Annotated in this window: 20 protein-coding genes and 1 pseudogene; 13 read left to right on the forward strand and 8 right to left on the reverse strand. The window is 46.7% G+C overall.

What is annotated here, in order from left to right:
* The 6 genes from serC (at position 1) to IPJ88_03690 (ending at position 6,360) form a co-directional block, all read left to right on the forward strand.
* Positions 1 to 1,086, forward strand: a complete 1,086-nt coding sequence (gene serC, locus IPJ88_03665; GenBank protein ID QQR90842.1) for a 3-phosphoserine/phosphohydroxythreonine transaminase — start codon at positions 1 to 3, stop codon at positions 1,084 to 1,086.
* Positions 1,087 to 1,213: 127 nt separating this feature from the next.
* Entirely contained in the window at positions 1,214 to 1,750 is a 537-nt protein-coding gene (locus IPJ88_03670) for a response regulator (GenBank protein ID QQR90843.1), read from the forward strand.
* A gap of 380 nt (positions 1,751 to 2,130) precedes the next feature.
* Positions 2,131 to 3,378 carry a polysaccharide biosynthesis C-terminal domain-containing protein gene (locus IPJ88_03675; GenBank protein ID QQR90844.1) on the forward strand — a complete coding sequence of 416 codons (1,248 nt, stop codon included), beginning with the start codon at positions 2,131 to 2,133 and terminating at the stop codon, positions 3,376 to 3,378.
* A gap of 337 nt (positions 3,379 to 3,715) precedes the next feature.
* The gene (locus IPJ88_03680) at positions 3,716 to 4,243 is read left to right on the forward strand and encodes a class I SAM-dependent methyltransferase (GenBank protein ID QQR90845.1); all 528 of its coding nucleotides are present in this window, start codon (positions 3,716 to 3,718) and stop codon (positions 4,241 to 4,243) included.
* A 77-nt stretch (positions 4,244 to 4,320) separates the two neighbouring features.
* Complete coding sequence (locus IPJ88_03685) at positions 4,321 to 5,490, forward strand: glycosyltransferase (protein QQR90846.1); 1,170 nt, start codon at positions 4,321 to 4,323, stop codon at positions 5,488 to 5,490.
* Positions 5,491 to 5,499: 9 nt separating this feature from the next.
* Entirely contained in the window at positions 5,500 to 6,360 is an 861-nt protein-coding gene (locus IPJ88_03690; protein QQR90847.1) for an FkbM family methyltransferase, read from the forward strand.
* 21 nt (positions 6,361 to 6,381) lie between these two features.
* Here IPJ88_03690 and IPJ88_03695 read toward each other — a convergent pair whose 3' ends face one another.
* From IPJ88_03695 to IPJ88_03710, 4 genes are all read right to left on the reverse strand, one after another.
* The gene (locus IPJ88_03695) at positions 6,382 to 7,248 is read right to left on the reverse strand and encodes a phytanoyl-CoA dioxygenase family protein (GenBank protein ID QQR90848.1); all 867 of its coding nucleotides are present in this window, start codon (positions 7,246 to 7,248) and stop codon (positions 6,382 to 6,384) included.
* Positions 7,245 to 8,651 (reverse strand): hypothetical protein, encoded by a 1,407-nt coding sequence (locus IPJ88_03700; protein QQR90849.1) that lies wholly within the window; start codon positions 8,649 to 8,651, stop codon positions 7,245 to 7,247. Before IPJ88_03700 ends, IPJ88_03695 begins: the two co-directional genes overlap by 4 nt.
* Before the next feature lie 79 nt (positions 8,652 to 8,730).
* Entirely contained in the window at positions 8,731 to 9,906 is a 1,176-nt protein-coding gene (locus IPJ88_03705) for an N-acylneuraminate cytidylyltransferase (GenBank protein ID QQR90850.1), read from the reverse strand.
* Positions 9,888 to 10,763 carry an N-acetylneuraminate synthase family protein gene (locus IPJ88_03710; protein QQR90851.1) on the reverse strand — a complete coding sequence of 292 codons (876 nt, stop codon included), beginning with the start codon at positions 10,761 to 10,763 and terminating at the stop codon, positions 9,888 to 9,890. Before IPJ88_03710 ends, IPJ88_03705 begins: the two co-directional genes overlap by 19 nt.
* 127 nt (positions 10,764 to 10,890) lie before the next feature.
* On the opposite strand from IPJ88_03710, the gene IPJ88_03715 reads away from it, so the two are divergent.
* The 6 genes and pseudogenes from IPJ88_03715 (at position 10,891) to IPJ88_03740 (ending at position 17,749) form a co-directional block, all read left to right on the forward strand.
* Positions 10,891 to 11,793, forward strand: a complete 903-nt coding sequence (locus IPJ88_03715; GenBank protein ID QQR90852.1) for a glycosyltransferase family 2 protein — start codon at positions 10,891 to 10,893, stop codon at positions 11,791 to 11,793.
* A 402-nt stretch (positions 11,794 to 12,195) separates the two neighbouring features.
* Complete coding sequence (locus tag IPJ88_03720; GenBank protein ID QQR90853.1) at positions 12,196 to 12,894, forward strand: hypothetical protein; 699 nt, start codon at positions 12,196 to 12,198, stop codon at positions 12,892 to 12,894.
* A gap of 178 nt (positions 12,895 to 13,072) precedes the next feature.
* Positions 13,073 to 13,996, forward strand: a complete 924-nt coding sequence (locus IPJ88_03725) for a hypothetical protein (protein ID QQR90854.1) — start codon at positions 13,073 to 13,075, stop codon at positions 13,994 to 13,996.
* Between the two features lie 24 nt (positions 13,997 to 14,020).
* Positions 14,021 to 14,827 carry a glycosyltransferase family 2 protein gene (locus tag IPJ88_03730; GenBank protein ID QQR90855.1) on the forward strand — a complete coding sequence of 269 codons (807 nt, stop codon included), beginning with the start codon at positions 14,021 to 14,023 and terminating at the stop codon, positions 14,825 to 14,827.
* Positions 14,802 to 16,806: pseudogene (gene uvrB / locus IPJ88_03735) on the forward strand (excinuclease ABC subunit UvrB). Before IPJ88_03730 ends, uvrB begins: the two are co-directional and overlap by 26 nt.
* A 1-nt stretch (position 16,807) precedes the next feature.
* Entirely contained in the window at positions 16,808 to 17,749 is a 942-nt protein-coding gene (locus tag IPJ88_03740) for an alpha/beta fold hydrolase (GenBank protein ID QQR90856.1), read from the forward strand.
* Here IPJ88_03740 and IPJ88_03745 read toward each other — a convergent pair.
* From IPJ88_03745 to IPJ88_03755, 3 genes are all read right to left on the reverse strand, one after another.
* Positions 17,737 to 18,579 (reverse strand): methyltransferase domain-containing protein, encoded by an 843-nt coding sequence (locus IPJ88_03745; GenBank protein QQR90857.1) that lies wholly within the window; start codon positions 18,577 to 18,579, stop codon positions 17,737 to 17,739. The two genes, IPJ88_03740 and IPJ88_03745, sit on opposite strands and share 13 nt — an antisense overlap.
* The gene (locus tag IPJ88_03750) at positions 18,576 to 19,427 is read right to left on the reverse strand and encodes a class I SAM-dependent methyltransferase (protein QQR90858.1); all 852 of its coding nucleotides are present in this window, start codon (positions 19,425 to 19,427) and stop codon (positions 18,576 to 18,578) included. Before IPJ88_03750 ends, IPJ88_03745 begins: the two co-directional genes overlap by 4 nt.
* Before the next feature lie 332 nt (positions 19,428 to 19,759).
* The gene (locus IPJ88_03755; protein QQR90859.1) at positions 19,760 to 20,689 is read right to left on the reverse strand and encodes an RluA family pseudouridine synthase; all 930 of its coding nucleotides are present in this window, start codon (positions 20,687 to 20,689) and stop codon (positions 19,760 to 19,762) included.
* Between the two features lie 61 nt (positions 20,690 to 20,750).
* On the opposite strand from IPJ88_03755, the gene IPJ88_03760 reads away from it, so the two are divergent.
* Complete coding sequence (locus tag IPJ88_03760; GenBank protein QQR90860.1) at positions 20,751 to 21,800, forward strand: J domain-containing protein; 1,050 nt, start codon at positions 20,751 to 20,753, stop codon at positions 21,798 to 21,800.
* On the opposite strand, the gene IPJ88_03765 is transcribed toward IPJ88_03760, so the two are convergent.
* Positions 21,795 to 22,427, reverse strand: a complete 633-nt coding sequence (locus tag IPJ88_03765; GenBank protein ID QQR90861.1) for a hypothetical protein — start codon at positions 22,425 to 22,427, stop codon at positions 21,795 to 21,797. The genes IPJ88_03760 and IPJ88_03765 overlap by 6 nt on opposite strands.
* Between the last annotated feature and the right edge of the window lie 79 nt (positions 22,428 to 22,506).

The raw sequence follows: 22,506 nt of genomic DNA on the forward strand, positions 1-22,506 counted from the left end.
ATGACAAAACGCGCCACTAATTTTAACGCCGGCCCCAGTGCCATTCCCTTGCCCGCTTTAGAATATGCTCAAAAAGAGTTCTTGGATTTCGAAGGCTCGGGCATGTCTGTTATGGAGCACAGTCATCGCGGCAAGCTCTATGAAGCAGCCCACAACGAAGCCATTGCGCTTTTGCGTGAACTAATGTCGATTCCTGAGAACTACGATGTGCTCTTTATGCAAGGCGGAGCGCGAGCTCAGTTTGCGCTCTTGCCCATGAACTTAATTAGCGAGGGCCAAAGCGCGGACTATGTGGTCACAGGTTCCTGGTCCGAGCAGGCGATTAAAGAAGCCAATCGCGTGGCCAAGGCGCGTGCTGCAGCAAGCAGTGAAGATAACGGTGTGTATCGTCGGATTCCCAAGCAAAGCGAACTCGATCTTGATGCTAGCGCACGTTACTTGCACATCACTTCAAACAACACCATCTTCGGCACACAGTTTCAAAGCTTTCCTGACGCAGGAACGACTCCTTTGATTGCCGATATGTCGAGCGACATCCTTAGTCGACCGATTGATGTCAGCAAGTTTGGCGTGATCTACGCTGGCGCTCAGAAAAACTTGGGCCCCTCGGGCGTCACCTTGGTGATCATACGCAAGGACCTTGTCGAAAACGGCCGCACCGACATCGCTCAAATCTTTCAATACGGCGCTCACGCAAAAGCCAACTCACTTTTGAATACACCACCTACCTTTGCGATTTATATGCTGCGCAATGTGTTGCGTTGGATCAAAGAGCTGGGTGGGGTGAAAGCCTTAGACAAACGCAATCGAGAAAAAGCAAAACTACTTTACGATACCATTGAAAAACACGACGGTTTCTATCGCAACACGATTGAAGCTGACTCACGTTCACTAATGAACGTTGTTTTCAACTTGCCAAACGAAGAGCTTGAGAAGAAATTTGTCGCGGAAGCCACCGAAGCAAACATGATTGGTCTAAAGGGACACCGTTCTGTGGGCGGTATTCGTGCATCAATCTACAACGCCGTAAGTATTGAAAACGTTCAGACTTTGTGCGCGTTTATGAACGCATTTGCCAAGCGCTAGAGATGCTTGGGGACTATGTTGAAGGTCTTTTTCTAAGAAATTGAGTTAATTTTCGATTCACCCCTCTAAAAATTACCGTTCCGGCCGTTAATAACTAATACTGTTAACCCAAACAAAGGATCGGTGGATGGAAAAATATCAACTTTTGGTTGTCGACGACAATGTTGCACTCCTCAACGCACTTGTACGTCTTTTGCGCAGCCCTGATTACATCATTCACCGTGCCTCAAGCGCATCACAAGGCTGGGAGATTCTTGCTAAGCAACATGGCGAAATCGATTTAGTTATCTCGGATAATCAGATGCCCGGCGAACGCGGTGTCGATTTTCTCAAATCTGTAAAGCATCACTATCCGGATACCTTGCGCATTATGGTCACCGGAAACTCCAGCGTTCGCGACGTTGAAATCTGCGTCAACGAATGCGAAGTCTATCGCTTCTTCACCAAACCGTGGGATCCCGATACCCTTCGTGAAACAGTGCGTGAAGGTTTAAGATTCAAATCCATTGCGGATGCAGAATACGGAAGAAAGCCTTCCATCAGAGCAACCGACCCTGTCCGTTCACTCGAAAAACACTACCCCGGCATCACCCAAGTCGACCGCGACAGCCAAGGCTACGTCGTCCTAAGCTCCCGCTTCCCCACACGGGTTCCGATAAAATAAAAGCAGAGATTTAGCACCTGTCTTAATTTCTATGGTCTGCCATTATCGAAATGCAGAAACGCCTCGAGTAGCCATGATACAACCTTCCGACTGGACTTTGCCCTAGCTCGCTCTGGATCAAGTTCGGATAGTTTTCATACGGCCGGGCTTGTGACACCGACTATCTCCACTAAATACGGACGGAAGCAAAGCTCTATTTGCATTGAAATGCATGTAATTTCGTAGCTCAGCTGCCAACACGACGACGGCTAGATTTCTTTGAAACATAATAGTATCTAGAGGCAACTTTTGGCTTTTTATGTGAATGGTTAGATCGACTACCTACCGCAGCCAGATCGAAAGCACGTCTTGTGTCCATGACCGATAGCAAAGAGAACAACATGAAACGAGGTCTTTTTGCTCAAGCGATTCAGTATGGCCTAGTAAAGATAGCATCCATGGCGGCGCCACTAATCTTGGCGCCAATCCTCACGCATTATCTCACTCCTTCTGATTACGGTGTTGTTGTTCTCTTTGATATTGCTTTTCAAGTCACAGGTCCACTTGTGGGCTTCGGCCTTCAATCCGCCATTCGTCGACGCTATTTTGATCTGAATCGCGCAGAGTTCTCACGTTACGTTCTTAGTACATTTCTAACCGTGACTTCGCTGCTTGCTGTTTTTACTATACTTGTTTCTATCGTCAATGCCTTCATTCCCTCCATCCATGGTGTCCCTTCGTATTGGGCGTACGTCTTAGTCCCTTGGATTGGTAGCCAATACGTCAATTCAGTCGCAACCTCATTTTATCAACTTGAACGACGTCCGTTAAGCCACGGCTTGCTTACAGGCGGAGTAACACTGCTAAACCTGTGTTTATCATTACTACTCGTTATTCAGTTTGATTTGCACTGGCAAGGTCGTATTGCCGGCCAAGTTCTGGCTTATGTTTTGTTTGCTTGTGCTAGCTTCTTCATTATCAATTCACGACTTGAACGTCCATTGCGTATTTCTATGGCTGACTCACGCGATGCTCTATCTTACGGCGCTCAATTAGTACCTTATTCGATTCTCGAACGAATCGTTGCTCTGACGGATCGCGCTGTGATTGTTGCTTATGTTGGATTGGCGGCTGCCGGTATATACGCACTTGGATCACAACTGGCTGCACTTTTGGTCGTTGCTTCAGATTCATTCTCACTTTCATGGCAACCCTGGTTGTTTGAACGCTTAAAGCGGAACCGGATCATCGATAGACAACAGGTAAAACGTGCATTACTGAGCGTCAGCTTGCTCGTTGTGCTTGGAGCAATAATTCTTATCTGGCTTGGACCACCAATATTTTCTCTGGTCATTGATAGCCGTTATAACGAAGCCTACACTGTGCTTCCTATTCTGGTTGTAGCACTTATGTTTCGAAGCATTTCCCGCATCTTAAGCGCGATCGTCATGTTTGAAGGAAGTATGCGACCTCTTAGCGGAGTCGCTGTGCTTGGCGCTATCGTTAACCTAACTGGCAATCTAATTTTGGTACCAAGGCATGGATGGAAAGGAGCAGCAACAGCTACTTGTATCGCCTTTGCAAGCACTTTGCTGATGACGTGCTTTGCGGTTTACCGAAGCTGGCAAAAACTCCCTCGACCCACCTAAGCTCATTCATTACAGGTATAAAGTTGCCCTCAGTTTCGTCTATATCCAAGACAAAGACCCGTTTTTCTTACTGCTGTACTAGCATCGATAAAAATGGCGAGGTTTTACCATCCAAACCTTTTCTCCTCCCTTGCATCACAAAGCGTGCCTTGCGAAATAGATACATCAAGTTTAGAACACTGGTCGCTATGGAAACAACACGGCTAGATAATGAACAAGCACTGTGGGATGCATACAATCTGTTACTGCTGGGCCCAGATATTGAACGAATTCGAAAAATGACTGTACGCTATGATCTCCTGCGCATGGTCCTTGATATCCCTGGAGATATCGTAGAATGCGGTGTCTTAAAGGCGCCGGCTTACTGTATTGGCTCAAATTGCTAAACATCTACGATACTGGATCAGCAAGACGCGCGGTAGGTTTTGATACTTTTGATAGCTTCGGACCAAGTTCCAACACTTCCGAAACCGCGGCCGTAAACGACTACGTTTCTGAGGCAAACTTTAAAGGGACAAGTCCAGAAGAAATTATGACCATGGTAAAAGCAGCAGGCATCCCAGATCATCGCTGCGAGCTCATCAAAGGCGATATCACAGAGACAGCCCAAAGCTACGTTGAAAAACATCCTGGCTTTCGCATAGCGTTACTGCACATGGATCTTGATTTAGCGGCGCCCACGCTCGCGGCATTGAAGGCTATGTGGCCCAGAATAGTGCGTGGCGGCATCGTTGTACTCGATGAGTACGCTATACCACGTTGGACTGAAAGCGACGCCGTTGATCAGTTTCTAGCGGATCATAAACTTGAGATAAAAACGATTCCCTATGCACGAACGCCGACTGCATATATTCGAAAGGCATAGCAGCTATTCGATGGTTTTGGCTCTGTGCTATCAACGCTTAGATACCAGGCATAAACTGTCGCTTAAGGACTAATACCTTGGCCATTATCATCAAAGAATCGACAAAAGATAGCAAAGGCATTTTGATATTCACTCACAAAGAACGTAAATGTCTTGGTGAGGACGTTGCTTTTATTGCGCCGCTTTTAAAGCGGCTTAAGGAACGCTACGTGATCGGAATGCATTGGGGCTGGTACGTCCCAAATGCACAACATCCACCTTATGTGGATTTTCATCTCGCTTTTGAAGATACCGTCCAATTTCATGGCGAGGTATCCCCACGACGTCTTAGATTTAATAGCAGTTCGTTTACGCCAAGCTATTTCAGCCGGCGGCCCGAAGTTCCGAAACAATGGGATATTATTTCAGTTACGCGTACCGCAAAGTTCAAGAACACAGATCAGCTATTTCATTGCCTGCGTCTTGTCTTCAATCAGCGACCGAACACCCGTGCTTTGGTTATCTGCGTTGGACCTCCAGGAAAACCTGCTACGCATCACAATGAATTGCCTGAACTTTATATGCGGCTTTTTAATCGAGAGGAACGTGAGCAATTCTCTTTCATTTATGTAAGAACTAAAGGACTGTTCCCCGTGAGTCGGCGAGACATCGCATACTTTTACAACAGCAGTCGTGTATTTACCCTTTTCAGTGACACCGAAGGCCAGAGTAAAGTCATCAAAGAAGCCATGCTTTGTGGGCTTCCCGTGGTAGCCAAAGCGCATCTCAAGGGCGGCGGGCAGCAATTTTTTAATTCTAAGAATTCTCGCACCTTTACGACAATTGAAGAAGGGGCAGACTGTTTTATCGACTTGCTCAACAACTACAAGCAAGTTGAAGTTGATACAGAAGGGCTGGCATCCGAAACAAGCGAAACCTATACCGTTCCTAAATTCGAGCGAGCCCTGCGTGAGCTTTTTGCTGAACTTGAATTGCCTTTTGAAGGAAAGCTCTACCTTGATAATCTCGGGCAACGCCTACCTTCACATGTTTCTAGCGATGTTCATGACAGTTTGCGCACGAGTCAAACAGCCGATGTAAAAAATCGCGCTTCGATGCTTAAATTTCTAAGGCATCTTGTCCAGAATCGGCCGATTGAACAAGTTCAACTCAATCGTGTTGAGCAAGGATTGATGCAAGCTCAATTATACAAAGAAAAGGTTGCTTACCTTGGGTCTGCAGTACTTAGACGATTGGCTCTAAAATAAGGAAAGGTTATGTCAACACCAATGTCCATGCCTCTTGCACAATTTGTCTCGTTAATCGTTCGTAAATCAAGTCCGAAACTGTTTTATATCTTACGCGAACGCCAAGTTCACCTGCAGTCTGCCAAGGCCAACACCAGTACACGTCTTGAAAAATGGGCACAAAAGCGACTAATGCGAATGCTCTGTGACAAACAGAAAACATCGCTCGATGTGGGGGCCCATATGGGCGATTACGCATTGGAAATTATGCCTTTTTCAGGTCGATTAGTGCTTTTTGAACCGATTGCTGAGCTCGCTGTAAAACTTCGAGATCTCGGCGCTGGAGCGCCATGTGCGTGTTCGGTAGAAGAGGTGGCGCTTTCAGACCATGACGGCAGCGCTATATTAAAATTACCCAAGGGCCACAAAGGTTCTTCGTCTCTTGAAAAAGAGAACACACACGTTGCAGACCTTGCTAGCCGCGTAGGTATCGAAGAGCGAAGCATTCAAACACGCCGACTCGATAGCTACAATTATAACGATATTGAATTTATAAAAATTGATGTTGAAGGTCATCAACTCTCGCTCATCGAAGGGGCTACTGAGACACTTGATCGGTGTAAGCCTCATTTGTTCATGGAGATCGATAATACCCATATCCCAAATGCTATCACTACCGTCTCTAGCAAACTAAACTTACTTGGCTATCGTGGATACTATCTTATTTCGAGTGTACTCTTTCCTATCGAAAATTTTAGGGAAGATCTATTCCATTCAGCTGAAAATTGGAAAACAGGCCGCTTGCGTATCAATGACTTTTTCTTTTTTCACAAAGACCGCCTTCAGGAAGTAAAAGACCGCTGCCTTTCATTCACCTTCAATGAAAGTTAAACATCTTAGAAACCTGAATCTCTAGGTGACAGATTCTAGAAATTGTTTCGTCAAACGTTTCCCAAAATGCTTATCTGTTTCAGGAGTCACCTGATCCTTGCGCATATAATAATTCGTAAGCGCATAGCGTGTCCCGGACCGAATCGGGGAGCCTCGATGAATAGCACCTGTATTGACTAGAACCAGGGTGCCGGCACGCGCAGTAAAGGTCATCAATCGCTCCGGTGATTGTTTTACAAGCCTTTGAACCTGCTCGTCAGTAAAGCGATGTTGATAGTGACCGAGTCGAGCGGTCCAAGTATCGGCTATCAGCTGTTTAAAACCGGCGGAATCTCGGATGAGCTGAAAAGGACCATTTTCGATAGTCACATCAGTTAGGAACAAAATAGCTTTTACCTGAGGAGGAAATGAGTCACGATGCCAGCCCTCGCCAGATCCCATATTGTTTGGCGTAAAATCCAACCGGGCTCCCAAGGTTGAAAAATTTACTGTCTTAGCCCCATTGATTACTTCAGCGACTGAAAGAAGTTTAGGATCATCGGCTAACCGACGACAAATCTTTGACGCTAGCTCAACACCAAAAAGTCTACAATCGGATCGGTTCACGGTTAACTCGGTGTATTCTGAAAAAAGACGCTCCAGCTCCGCGATAGCTTGTTTGCACTCATCAGCTGTAAAGTAATCCTCAATAACGTGAAAACCTTTGTTTTTTACCTGCTCCGCCCAATTTCCAACTTCCTCGGATATCGGATGCAAAGATTGTATGTGCAACTGAGAACGATAGGCCCTTGCTTGTGTCAGCATACGAATAAATAATCGCCGTACGGGTCCTGACTCCGGAGGAAAAGCATTTTTTAGTAACTTACCTAAAGAATAGATACCTATCATTGTGACCTAAGAGAAGTAATGAGCTGTGAATAATTTAGTTCTTTTTCACCAATACCAAAGAGCCAAGTTGCAAGATGTTCGAATGCATTTATGTCGGTGGGTCTTCGTACAATTGTTTCAATATCTTCGATACTCTTGGCCTCATAAACGTAGCCACGATTTATCAGATCTTGTATTTCATAATTTCGGAAATCGGACTCCAGAACAATACTTTTGCACTGGAACGCTAAGGCTTCAGCCGCCAAGGTAGAATACACCGAGACGGCAGCGCGAGACCGCCTTAATAGTGCATAACTATCATCCGTGTTTGACGCCACAGAAAGTCTATCCGAACGAAGCAAGCCCCAATATTTTTCAGCATCATTTTCTCTTGGGTGCGGTTTCAAAACCAGTTGCCAGTCCTTCAATGCATCGTTTTGAGACATATGCTGCAGCAACCTTCGAATTTGTTCGCGTACAGTTGAATCTGGCTGACTGAAAAACGCGATGGTGTTGCTTTTTTCTTGTTCGCTAAGACCCGCCACTGCGCGCTTAATCCACGGATGTCCACCCACAGACCACTTACCTTTCCACCAAGCATTTTGCCGCTCAAGATGTTCACCAAAATAACGACCAAACACTATCATGTGTTCAGGAACATAATCGTTCCTTGCTTCTTCTGAGAATACGTAGCCCGCGCTCGCATTATTAAAGAAACCATGTTGAAATTCGATTAACGGCACGCCTTTTCGTCTTAAAACACGCTGAAAGGCAACAAAAGCATCAAACCCACACACGACAAACGCCGCTTGGGGTTGATAGCGGTCCACCCAACGGCTGGCTACCGATTCCACGATCTTACCGTAGAGCGCCATTTGATAGGCCTGCCAATACGGTAAACCCGCTACTTCAGCTTCACTCGTAGAGCCGTTAAATCGAGCACGAATGCTGCCCACGACGCGACCCGCAAGAATAGACGTTAGATGCAAAAGATCAATTCGAACAACCTGTGGATTAGAAGAAACGCTCACACCATTTGTTGTTCGTTCAACAAAGCGAACTTTTTCACCAAGTTCCGAAAGCAAATCTCCTGCGAACATACACTGCGTTGATCCTGTGGCGGTTCTTCGGAGGTAGTTTGTTGTTGTCATAACCCAAACGTCACCATCTGAAAACGCATCACGATCAAAACTGAACTTCTGCCGAAGATCGTTAGCTATAATAGTTGTTACATTTGCTAAACGCATGGACAAGGGAGCTTCAGGGCCCGATGTCCGTACGATTTTTTTATCGTAAAGTTTCTGATGATAAGCTTTCATTCGCAAAAGTGGCCAGACTGGATAGCCCAAGAGCTTCAAGCCCCATAGCTGCTTATTCTTTTCGTCACTCTCTAATTTCGCTAATGCTTGCTCACGTTGATCCATTAAGTTTTTCCGTGCAACCTTCTGTGACTCGAAGACCTTCTTCAGAAATAACAATCAAGGCGACTTGTCACGATCGCTTTTAGCGAAATCTTAGAATTTGGTCCGCGAATTCACGCAGACAACCTTGTCCACCCCTTGTTGTGCAGTGATAATGAGCCACCGCTTTGGCTCCCGAGACCGCATCCGCAGGACACGCTGCAAGCCCAACTTGTTTCATGACTGCAATGTCATTAAGATCATCCCCAATGTAAGCAATCTCGTGAGGCGCAAGTTGCTTTTGTTTCATAAATTCACTGAGCACTTTAACTTTATCCTCAGCTCCTAGAAAAACTGGATCAAGCATAAGTTTTTTTGCTCGCGCCGCGACTGATGGCGAATTTTCCTGTGTAAGAATTCCCACGCCAAGACCCGCTTTTCTCAACAACTCACAAGCTTTTCCATCTTTGGTATTAAATTTTTTCAGAGCTTCTCCCTCCGGACCGTAAAACATACCGCCGTCCGTAAGTACGCCATCAACATCTGAAATAAGCCATTTGAGCTGCCCAACCCGTTGAGAAAAGTCACCGTTAACTTTCTTTGCCGTGCTCAGAAGGGACTCTGCAATTGCAAAGTCGTGATGCTCATCAATATCAACACTTCGCTCTCGAGGCATTTCCCACAAGGCTATTTTGCCCGAAAGTCGACAGCTGCTCTGAATTAAGGCCTTTTTAGTCGTAATGTAAAACGCGCCATTTTCGACAAGCTCACCATCCCAGTCTTGCCGACGAGGTCTATTTAGTGGGTCGTAGTTCGTTGCTTCACCACGGCCATCGACCATCTTCCAAAGAAACTGATGCTCACGAGTAACTGATAGCATCGAGTCAAAATCACTTTTTTTGAATTGATCCAGTGCTCCATCAAGGTCTGTCGCATCCAACAGAGGGCTCGTTGCTTGAATAAGCACTAAAATATCGAAATCAAATCGTTCCGCAAATTCGAGCATAACGGATTCTGTTGAAGCCGTATCGCTTGCATTCTCTGCTCGACGATCAATGACATTTAATTTAGGATTCTTGATTTCGTTGGCGACACTTCGAATGCTAGAGCTATCTGAGCAAAGATAGACACCACTGACTTCCTTCGCACAAAGCGCAGCCTCCATGGTCCAATGGATCAGAGGCTTCCCTGCCAACACCCGAATGTTCTTTCCGGGAATTCCACGTGATCCGCCACGAGCCGGAATCAAAGCCAGCGTGTTTAGTCGCTCTCGTTCCATTGTATTTGGTTTTTCTTTAACTTTTCGCGCTGAACTTTCTCAACTTCAAGAATCTCTTCGCGTTTAGGGCTAAGCGCAGTTTGAACACATTCAATATTTCGCACGAGCTTGCGTAAGCCGTCAGGCTCCAAGCTTGCTGCGTGATCCGTGCCTTTCATTGTGCGATCTAAGGTAAAGTGACGCTCAACGTATTGAGCACCCAAGGTGACCGCTGCAATATCAGCCGCAATACCTAAATGATGTCCTGAAAAACCAATCCCCTTCACAGTGGAACCAAAACGCTCAATAAGGCGTGGGATCTCTAAAAGGCCGAGGTCTTCAAAGGCCACAGGATAACCCGAGGTACAGTTATATAACACAACATCCTTCGCTCGCTTTCGCTTATCCAAGAAGGCAACAATAGTCTCTTCTTCAGCTTGAGTCGTCATACCAAGCGAAATATGTATTTCACCATCGTACTCGTCAGCGAGATAAGCCAGTAACTTTGAATTGAGATTACAAGCCGAGGGCACCTTAACCCATTGTGGCTTTAAGCTCGCGATTTCCTTTGCAGATGTCACGTCCCAAACGGAACAGGAATATTCTATGCCAGCCTGGGAACACCAGTCTGACAACTGCTTATGCTGATCAATGTCAAATTCAAGGAATTCGCGATGCTCACCGTATGTTTCACCGAATGAATTGTGCGGAACAGGATGAGGGCGACTATATTCTTCTTCGCTCAACAATTCTTTAGGGTGCCGCTTTTGAAATTTCACAGCATCTGCGTTGCAAAACGAAGCGGCGGTATCAATAAGCTTCTTAGCCGACGCCATGTTGCCTTGATGGTTACAACCAATTTCAGCGATAATTTTCATATTTCGCGCTAACCCTGCCCCAAGACCCTCCCGCGGTCAAGCGGAAGGAATGCAACGAAAAAGCTCTTTAACGACGCGTAGTTGGGTTTGCCTCGTGCGGGCGGATCCTGCTAAAGACCTGTTTGTCATGGAGCCTCCAAAAACCCAAGACTCCCCAGCACGCGCCAGCTTTGTTGTTGGCATTGTCATCGCCACAATGAAACGGCCGCGTATGGTCGAAGAATTGCTGTGTTCCATTGGACAATTACGCTTCACAACCGGCGCACCACAGCTTGAAATTGTTGTGGTAGACAATGACCCCGAGGCCTCCGCTAAGAAGGCATGCGAACAGATCCAATCGACTTTGCCCTGGCCTGTTCGTTATGTCGTGGAAGCACAACAGGGCATTCCCTTTGCGCGAAACCGCGGCGTAAAAGAAACGCACGAAGGTTGTGATTTTATTGTTTTTGTCGATGACGATGAACGCGTTGATAACGGGTGGCTTGAAGCGCTACTCGATACTCAGCGTCTCTATCATGCTGATGTAGTGGCCGGACCAGTTGAGTCGATTTTGCCTCAGAACGCCCCATCATGGGCAACCCGAGGAAAAATATACAGGCATCTTAGTTATGCGGAAGGAACACAACTAAGTTGGTGTGCCACCGGTAATGTACTTATGCGAAGCTCGATCTTCTCCGTAGTCAGCCCTTGGTTTGACGAGCGACTAAGCCTAACGGGTGGTTCAGATCGGCATTTTTTTCACGAGTTCATCAGGCAGGGTTTCGGATTGTTTGGACGAATAAAGCCATTGCAAGAGAGGAAGTTCCTGAAAGTCGCATTCAACTGCGCTGGGTGCTGCAACGTATGTACCGACAGGGAGCGTGCAATGGTTTTTGTGAAATTGACCTCAAGCGAAATACTATGGCGCGTGTTCGTATCTTTGCGACCGCAATGGTTTCCATATGTGCTGGCGTTGCACTGCTTCCTGTCGGCCTCATTACCGGGACTCACCGGCTTGTTCAATATTTACGCTACGTGGCATATGGCCTAGGATTATTGGCTGCATTACGAGGATCTTTGTTTCAGGAATACAAAACGATTCACGGAGACTAATAAATTAGCCTCTCAGCCTTGACACGCACAAGCGCACACGCCAAACATGAGCCCGTCCTACACTCGCGGTACATTTCAAAACCCTTCTAAAAAGACCGGGTGAACATCGCGACGGAAGATGGAGAAAATTGCGAACCTTTTTATTTATACTACTTGCCTTTCCGATTCCAGGTTTTGTCTTTGGGCGGACTTTCTTCCCCAAAGATTTTCGTTGGACTCCTGCAAGCTATGCCCTTTCGTGTTTTTGGTCGTTGGTAATCTTTTCCCATTTTCAATCATTGGATATCTGTTTAGTTTGCCCATTCAATTTCTATACAGCGCATTGCTCGCTATGCTTGCGATGAGCATCGTATGGATAATAAAAAAGAAATGGTATCAACTTAGTCTCAATCCGATTTCTCCTAGCACCGCGTTATGTCTAGCCGTTATTCTCACTGATCTGGTACTTAGCGCACGGATTGGTGCTCATTTCAGAGGCGATGCGGTCATGCATATTACTCGCATTCGCATGCTCCACGATACTGGTTTTACAAACCGCGAACCCTTTATCATTTTTTACGAAATGATAAGCACCTACCATACCAATATCTATCATGCTTTATTAGCAAGTATCACCAAGATGCTTTCTGGTAACTACTTAAGCACGTGGTACTGGTCGTTGCTATGGGCAAAAATATTAATTGTTGGAGCGTATTATTTTGCATCGTGGACGGTCTTTCGAAACAAAAAAATTGCCTGGCTGACCACTCTTTTTTCCCTTGTTTCGCTGGCACCAACCTATTTTCTCAACTATCCGAACCAAATTGGAAGACACGTATTTCTGACACTTACAATAGCTTTTTTTCTACAAATTTGGTTGCGTGAAAAAAGCTTCGCTGCGGTTTTTAAATTTGCCTGTTCGCTGCTTGTTCTCTGTCAGATACATGCTCTTTATGCAGTCTATGCGGCTCTATGCTTAGCCCCTCTCCTCGCTATCAAGCTTGCCTATCAGATCATCAAAAAAACCTGGTATGTATGTATCTTTCGCTGCGCTGGCTAGTTTTCTAGTACTCGCACCATTTCTGTACCTTTCCGTAAGCGCAAAACATGACCAGGGCTCGAACCCTGTAGCCGCCAAGCACTCACATACACAGAATAAGCAACAGGCTCAAACATCCGAAGTCTCACGGGAAAACAAATCGCGTACTCTAAAAGGGCATTATGCCGAACGATTCAGAGTGACTGAATCCGGCTTGGTTCAGATGAGAGCACCGAAGTATGAACGGAAAAACCTCTTTAAGAGCAATGGGTTCTGGATGTATTTTTCCTTTTTATGGGCCGTTCCTTTCATGTTTTTCTATCGACGACTACGTCTTTTGTGGTTCATCGGGACTATACCTTTTGCTATTTTGTATATCCCACCACTATGTACCCTCACGCTAAAACTTCTCGGGAATCATGTATTCGCTTTGTACCGTTTGAGTAATCTTGGTGGAATCGCATATTATCTCAACTTACCATTCCTCTTGTGGCATGCCTTTAGACGATTCTTTCCACGGGAAATTCTTGGAATTCTCATAGCCGTTGTACTTATCTTTAGCGCTATTACTCTTAGAGGTGGACTTTACGCTTCAGGCCTATATCGGTGGAATGACTATCTCAACAGACGAGGACGTGTTGGAGCAGCTATATTCGAGAATCAAAAAGAACATCGCGCATTTTTACAACAGAACTTAGCTATCGGAGCACATGTATTAACCGACCCTAGATTGCTTGTTGAAGTTCCCAGACTCTTCGAAGCACGAGTTATCATTGGCCGGTTTCATTCACCGGGTATTAGAAACAGAAAACAAAGAGAGAAAGACTATGGCTGCGCCACTAGTGAAAAATGCGATATTCATCGGCGCTATAGCATTTTAAAGAAATACAAAATAACGCATTATGTTGGCTTGGCTCGTACCAAAAAGGACATCCCCAATGAGTGGAGAAAAATGTTCAAGCCAAAATCTTTGATTCTAAGGAACGGTTGGTTCCTCGCAAAATTCACCGATAAAGCAGGTGATGATGCGATTGCATTCTTTGCCAAAAAACAGCAAAGAAAGATGGAGCAAACGAAGGCGAAAGCAAAAAAAGCAGTAATCCCTGACTCATCTTCGGACTAGACAGAATAGAGTACAAGTCCCGTTATGTCACTAGAGAATCTCCATATTGAATTTCTAACCAGTACCATGAATGGTGTCTGGCCCAAATTGTGCGATCAAGCAGTAGCAATGAATTGCGATGTGCTGATCATAAATCAACATCGAGATGAACAAGATCGTTTGGAACCGAAAGAGGGCATCCGCGTTTACAATTACCGCGAACGTGGTGTTGCCCGAAGTCGAAATCGTGCCCTAAGCCATGCGCGCGGAGATGTTTGTGTGTTTTGCGACAACGATGTCACCCTTGTGCCCGATATCGTTAACGTTTTACAGAAGGCATGCAGGGCAATGCCGGAGAGCGACATTCTAACTTTTCGCATTCGCACCCCTGAAGGTCGCTTGTACAGGAACTATCGCACTTCTTCTTTTTCTCATAACCTGCTCAGCATTGCTTCGGTAAGGGAAATGGAGATTGTTTTTCGCTTAGCTCCCATCAAACGCATTGGACTACGCTTCGATGAACGTTTTGGTCTTGGTTCGGCTTTTCCAACCGGCGAAGGAAATATATTTTTAGCAGATGCCCTAAAGAAAAACCTACGTATAGCATTTGTGCCTGAAGAACTGATCATCCATCCATGGATGAGTTCAGGGAAACGCTTTGAAAACAAAGAATTGATGATCGCCAAAGGAGCTCTTTTTCGCCGCATGTATGGACCTGCTGGCGCTATTCTCTCACGAGCGCTGACCTTAATTAAATATCCTTACTACAAAAAACATTACGGGCTAGCTCAAGCGCTACAACTTATTGGCGAAGGCGAGCGCTTGTATGTTCAATCAAAAAACCGTGACTAAGAATAACAAAAAGGTATTATTTTCCTTATCTGCGCCTTTTGAGCCTGCTGGAGATCAAGCCCAAGCCATCGCTGAGCTCTGTGCTGGCATTGAGCGGGATGAAAAGGTTCAGGTGCTTTTGGGCATCACTGGTAGCGGCAAGACTTTTACCGTTGCCAACGTGATCGAGCATGTGCAGAAACCGACTCTGATCATGGCGCCCAACAAAACATTGGCAGCGCAGCTCTACGCAGAGATGAAGGATCTTTTTCCCAACAACGCTGTTGAGTACTTTGTAAGCTACTACGATTACTACCAACCCGAAGCTTACGTTCCCAGCACAGACACCTTTATCGAAAAGGATGCGTTGATCAACGATCAGATTGATCGCATGCGCCATAGCGCAACACGATCCTTGCTCTCACGTAGCGATGTCATCATCGTCGCCAGCGTTTCGTGCATCTACGGCATTGGTGCCAAAGGTACCTATGTCGAAATGCTAGTTCCCGTTCAGAAAGGCCAGCAGATCGAGCGCGACGATTTGCTAAGACAATTGGTCGAAATTCAATACGAACGCAAAGATGATGATTTTCATCGTGGATGCTTTCGCGTCCGGGGCGATGTGGTCGAGATATTTCCAGCCTATGAAGACGATCTTGCTATTCGCATTGAGTTTTGGGGTGATGAATTGAACAGATTTCCGAATTGACCCAATCCGCGGAACTACAATTCAAGAACTTGAACGCTATGCTGTTTATCCGGGCTCTCATTATGTGATTCCGGAAGACGATTTGCGTTTTGCCTTGGATCACATTCGAGAAGAACTTCAAGAGCGTTTGGCTGTCTTGAAGCAAGAGGGCAAAGATGAAGAGTACAAACGCCTCGAGCAACGTACTCTTTATGATCTTGAAATGCTTGAGCAAATGGGCTTTTGCCATGGCATCGAAAACTACTCGCGGCACATGTCACGCCGTGAAGCTGGCGAAGCACCACCGACTTTGCTTGAATACTTTCCGGATGACTTTCTCTTGATTCTTGATGAATCCCATCAAACCGTCCCTCAAATAGGCGCAATGTACAAAGGGGATCGCGCTCGCAAACAAAACCTTGTCGACTATGGATTCAGATTACCCAGCGCACTTGATAACCGTCCCTTACGCTTTGATGAGTTTGAAAAGCACATCAAACACATGATTTGTGTAAGCGCCACCCCTGGAGATTGGGAGCTAAAACAAAGCCAGGGCGTATTTGTCGAACAAATTATCAGGCCCACAGGTCTTATGGACCCCACCATTGAAGTGCGTCCTATCGCTCAGCAGATTGATGACTTACTTGCTGAAATACGAAAACGTGTTGATCGGAGTGAACGCGTTCTGGTCACCACATTGACTAAACGCATGGCCGAGGATCTTACAGAATACTACACGGAGCTCGGTGTGCGCGTGCGCTATTTACACAGTGACATTGACACCTTGGAGCGCATCGAGATTTTGCGTGATTTGCGCAAAGGCGAGTTCGATGTACTTGTCGGCATCAACTTGTTGCGCGAAGGTTTGGATCTTCCTGAGGTTTCGCTTGTAGCCATTCTTGATGCTGACAAAGAAGGTTTTTTGCGCTCGCCTCGTTCGCTGATTCAAACGATTGGTCGAGCTGCACGCAACGAGCACGGACACGTCATCATGTATGCCGACAAGATCACCGCAGCCATGAAACAAGCCATGGATGAAACCAAGCGCAGACAAGACGTTCAACGAATCTACAACAAAAAGCACGGCATCACACCAACCACCGTAAAACGAGCCTTGCTTGATATTCGCTCTGGATCGGCTGCACGCGACTACATCGATATACCCATTCAAACGAACAATGATCCCAAAACCATCGAAGCTTCAGTTAGCGAACTGCGCGCCCAGATGCTACAAGCCGCAGAAGCCCTTGATTTTGAACGTGCCGCCGCCTTGCGCGACCGCATCAAACAACTACGCAACACCGCAAAATAACATGAACTTAGCTGGACACTATTGGACCATTGCTCCTCATCTAAAAGATAGATTTTTCACAAGCACAAACAATATTCATCACCTTCCGTGGTCGCAGCGTTTTACGGATCCCGCGATTGGCGAAATCACTTTGACAGGACAACTGAGTGATCAGTCGAACACGGATGATTTAGTTATCGTCATACACGGCCTGGGCGGATCGATTGACAGTGCTTACATGAAACGCTTTGTCCGTGCATGCGATGCACAAAACATGTCTTACTTGCTGCTCTCCGTACGCGGTTACGATCGCAAAGGTGACGATCTTTCGCATGCTGCACTTTGGCAGGACATTGCTTTCACTCTAAAGAGCCCTGCGCTTGGCAAGTTCAAACGCTTTCATTTGCTTGGCTACTCCATTGGCGGGCATCTTTGCTTGCATGCAGCTTTGCACATTGATGATCCGCGCTTGCATTCAGTCATCGCTATTTGCCCACCGCTCATATTGAAGCGTGCTCAATCTGCCATCGATCGCTCTACGGCCTGGCTGTATCGCCATCATGTGCTTAACGGTCTTAAAGAGGTCTACGAAAAACTGGATCAGCGAGGACGCGCACCCACACCTTATGCGCAAGTTAAAAAAGTCACGAGCATTTACGACTGGGACAAGCTTACCGTTGTTCCGCGTCACGGATTTTCCAGCGTGGAAGACTACTACGAACAAGCAAGCATTGCGCCTCGATTGGACGAGATTCGACTGCCTTGCTTGATTGTAAGTTCATCGCAAGATCCCATGCTTCCTGAATCCAACTATCCAAAGGATCTTAGCTTCTCCAAAAGCACAACTTACCTTCATTGTGCTTCTGGAGGCCACGTCGCATTTCCCGATTCACTAAATCTCGGTTTTGGCAATCGCCTTGGTCTGGAGAACCAAACCATTGCTTGGATCAATCAGCTCGCTTGACGGATAAAGCGGAAGATGCCCCAGGTAAGGTAGCCTTTTTTGCCGCCATCAATCCAATGCTTGAGTCCTTGCTTCATGCGTTCAATGTACGCGGGGCTTACTTTTGCCTGAAGCGCTGCTGAACGGGACTCGGTTTCACTCAGTACGCGTGAATAATGGTTGACGAGTTCGCTACTGAGCTCTTCGAAACCTTCTTCTTTGAGCCCATGTTTTTTGCAGGCCTCGCGGTAAAAAGCAGGTGATGCAAGACTTTGCAAATGAATGCGATCCAAAATGGGCTTCAGCACGCCTGCTGGGCAATCATCCGTTTGCATGGGATCGGTAAAGATAAACTGGCCATTGGGCCTGAGCACTCGCGCCACTTCGGTGATGACTTGCTCCCGATTTCCGCTGTGCAAGATGGCATCTTGCGACCAGACCACATCAAAAGCATCCGCCTCAAAAGGAATGTCTTCGAAACTGCCATCAATCACAGCGATTTGCTTCGCTAAACCTTGTTCACTGTTGAGCTTACGAGCACGCTCGTTTTCAACATCACTGAGATTGAGAGCAACCACTTTTGCGCCAAACGTTTTGGCAAGATATCTCGCCGCGCCGCCATAGCCCGAGCCCACATCTAAAATGCGCGGCTCGGAAGCCGTGGCTTTTATGTACGAAGCCATGCGCTCGACAGTACGGTGACTGGCTTTGGCGATGGCCTCTTTTTCATCGCGATAAAGTCCAATGTGAATGTCTTCTCCTCCCCATATCGAAGCGTAGAACTGATCGGCATCCTCGCTGTTGTAGTAAGTGCGCGCCGTTTCGGTGGCTAAGGTGGCTGTTTCGCTCATGCCCCTTCCCCTTCATCGGAATGATATTGTTTCTGCGCCACGTGAATGAAAAAATCAGGATCTTCCTCCCGATACGTTTCTTGAAAATCACCGAAGGTTTCCACTGTTTGAAAACCAACTTCTTTCATCAGGCGATGAACATAGTCTTTTCGCAGCGGGAGCATGTTGAGATGAAATTTTGAATTGTCAGGAAAGGCATATTCAAAACGGGCCAATCCGTCATCTACGTGCGTGGGCTTAACGGACACATTGTCGCCACAATAATAATAGGTATGACTAGAGGAGTAGCCATGATCCATAATGGCATCGTAGTTGCGTTGATCGAGAATCAAAACCCCATCATGACGCAGCGCTGCGTAAAACTCTGCCAGAGCTTTACGGCGATCGTTCTCGTTGAACAAATGGGTAAAGGAATTTCCCAAGCACACAACGGCATCGTATTTTCCGTGCACATCGCGGTTGAGCCAGCGCCAGTCGGCTTGGACGGTGCGCAGTACATGACCGCGTTTTTTTGCGTTCTCAAAAGCCTTAAATAACATCTGTGCACTGCCATCCGCACTGACAACTTCAAAGCCAGCTTCAATCAAGCGTATCGAATGAAAGCCGGTTCCTGCTGCAACATCAAGCACTTTGCGCACACCGCGTTGCTTTAGATGATCAATGAAAAAGGTCCCTTCGGTTTTTGCGCGACTGTCCCAATCAATCAGTCGATCCCATTTTTCGACAAAAGCATGTACGTATTCTTCGTGATAATGTTCGCTTTCACGGACATTGAGCGGTTCATCACCAAAGCTTTGACGTTTAGTGGTTGGTTTGTCTAATTGAGCTTGCTCTACGTTTTCCGACACCGAAAAACACCTCCAGATAAATTGTTGATCTTGCACCGCACGCGGCAACGCTTTTACAGCAATGCTTGCGAGAACGACCCAGCAACGCGAGCGATATCTTCATCGCTAATGCACGCAGGCCATCACAGAAATCATCACTGCTCGATTTTTTATAGGCGATCATTCGTAATTTTGCCACTTTCATTTGGCAAACAACTTGCATGCAAAATTTTTTTGCGCGTAACGCTTCCTCATAAGTGCGTTTTATTACAGGGTAAATAAGAAAAATGCACATGACTGAAGTGTCATTTTTTAAGCATTAAAAAGGACAGTTTTGTCATGTTTTAGGCGTTTTATTTGCCAAACTTGGCAATTCGCCAATTTGAAAGAGTCGCATGAATTTCAATCTTTTTTTCGCTCAGCGCGGATGAGAAAATTACTTTTTCACAATGCAAGCGATAACCCTTCATGCTTGGTTTTGCTTGAGCTCCGTAAAGCGGGTCGTTAACAAGTGGATGACCAATGGCAGCCATGTGTGCGCGGATCTGGTGCCGCTGTCCGCGATGAATGCGCAGCTTCACGAGACTGTTTTGCCCAAGAGACTGAACGTCATAAATGGATGTCGATCGTTTTTGATCTTTTGGTTCGAACTCGCCGCAGACCATCATCTTGCTTTTGTTTTTAGGATTGGTTTTTAACCTTAACGCGATCTGCTGAGGCGCTTTGACTTCACCTTCACAAAGCGCAAGATAATATTTTTCAATAGCGCCCTGTTTTTGCAGCTCTTTGAGTTTAGCAAGGCTTGCTTCGTTTCGCGCCACAAGCACAATACCCGAGGTGCCCACATCAAGTCGATTCAGCAGCCCTGCCTCGCGTTTGTTTTTCTTAAAGCAGCCGAGCTCCGAGAAACGTGCCATCAGTGCATTTGCAAGGGTTGTGTTCTGATCTTGACGCAAAGGAAAACAAGGCATGCCAGCTACTTTGTTCACAGCAAGAAGATCTTTATCTTCGTAGAGCAACTCGAGTTTTAACGCGGCGTTTGGCGCCGGCAAAAAGTCCCTTGGCTCAGGCAGAGCCTTGAGCTCAACCGTATCGCCCTGAGTAAGAACACAACTTTTCTTAGCGACTTTGCCATTGACCCAGACTTTACCGGCCTCAATCAGCTCTTTGTACTGCATCCTGCTGTATTCGGGTTTCTGAAGCACAAGCCAACGATCAAGCCGATTACCCTGCTCTGCTTCAGCGACTCGGCCGAGTCTGACTGTTTGCTCTTGCACACTCATCTTGTCCTCGAAAATAACCTTTTAGAAAGTACTTTGTATACATGCTATAAGCTGTCCCAAGGTGCTTCGATCAACTGTTGATTACTACGAATTATTAGGCATCGAGCGAGTCGCTACGCTTGAGGAGGTTAAACGCGCTTATCGCAAACAAGCGGCGCGCCTTCATCCTGACCGTAATCCAGACGATCCAGGGGCCGGGGAAGCTTTTCGTTTGTGCGTCGAGGCCTATAGGGTTTTATCCGATCCTGACAAGCGCAAACAATACGATCGACTTGGGCCCATAGCCTTTGATCGAAAGCAGATATCCCAAAGCATCGACTTCAATGAAGTGGTGGACAGTCTGCGTGATTTGTTCCGGCAAAAACGTGAATCGAGCTTGCCTAAGGACATCGAGATGGACGTTGAGATCTCGCTGCCCGAGGCCGCCTTTGGTGTCAGCAAAAACATTACCGTGGACAGGCAAACCCGCTGCAATTCGTGTTCTGGCACCGGCGCTGCCAAGGGTAGTAGCGCCGAGCCGTGCATCGCTTGTAAAAGCCGTGGCGTGATTAAGGGTGGTAAAGGATTCTTTGCCAAGGAGATCGACTGCCCACGCTGCGAGGGTAAAGGGCGCATCGTGGAGTCACCTTGTAAATCCTGTGCGGGCAAGGGCTTTCGTCCATCAAGCGAAGTGCTTACAGTGAGTTTTCCAGCTGGCATAGAGGATGGCAAAACGCGATCCATTCGCGGGGCCGGGGATCAAAGCCGCGCAGGCGATGGGGATCTTCACCTACGCGTACGCATTGCCAAGCACCCGCTTTTCAAGCGTAAAGGCGCTGATGTGCATTGCACTCTAGTTGTGAGTTTTTCTCAATGCACCCTTGGTGATGAACTCGACGTTCCCACTTTAGACGGCAAGGTCACGATGAAACTTCCAGCAGGAACACCTTCCGGTAAGGTGTTTCGTCTGCGCGGCAAAGGCTTTCCCGTACTAGGAGGCCTTGGTCGCGGCGATCAATACGTCACAGTAACCATCGATGTTCCTAAGAAGCTCACAAAGAAGCAAAAAGAATTAGTCAGACAACTGGCTATCGCTCTGCCTGAACCTAAGCTCAAAGAAAGCTTATCATAGCGCTGCCAGGGGATCTTCTTCCGAACTTTGATACAAGTTTGTTGCTGCTTTGCTGATGACACTGCTCAGCCATGTTGGATCCTTGGCTTTACAATAGCGCGGAAGGCCATGGATCTGTACGGCAACGTTCTGTGTTGCTTGCTTGCTCACAGCAATACGAAAAACTTGCTGACGCGTGCTGTCGTAGCTCAGCTCGAGCAGCATTTCATTTTGTGCGATGCTCAATTCGCAAACTCGCCGCACTTGCATTTTCTTCGGCACCGTAAACTCATGAACTATTTTTTTTAGAGAGCCTTGATCAAAAAGATATCGGCTTTTGCCGCGGTAGTGAACGAAGGAAATCTGATTGTGTTGATCATCGAAGCTAAGTGATTCCAAAGATTCTTTTTGACGGACCGCGAGATCTTCAATGCTTTTCGGATCGAAGGTTGTATCGGCCAGGATACTGTACTGCACGCGCAGACTCTCATTTAACTTGCGAAGGGTTTGTTCTGGCGTACTTTCGGAAAGTAGCTCACTCATGAACACCTCCACTAGCTGAGCATCTACTATGGCAGGCATGTCTTGAGCCATCACCGAGTGCACAACGAACAGACTCAACAAAAAGGTCACAGTGTTTTGCTTCATGTAGGTCTACCTCCTACCCCATCATACATGTCCTGGCATAAATTCAGAAAAAATGGTAGTTTTAGCAGGCTCGGCCTAC

The organism is Myxococcales bacterium, assembly GCA_016699535.1.
GTDB lineage: Bacteria > Myxococcota_A > Polyangia > Polyangiales.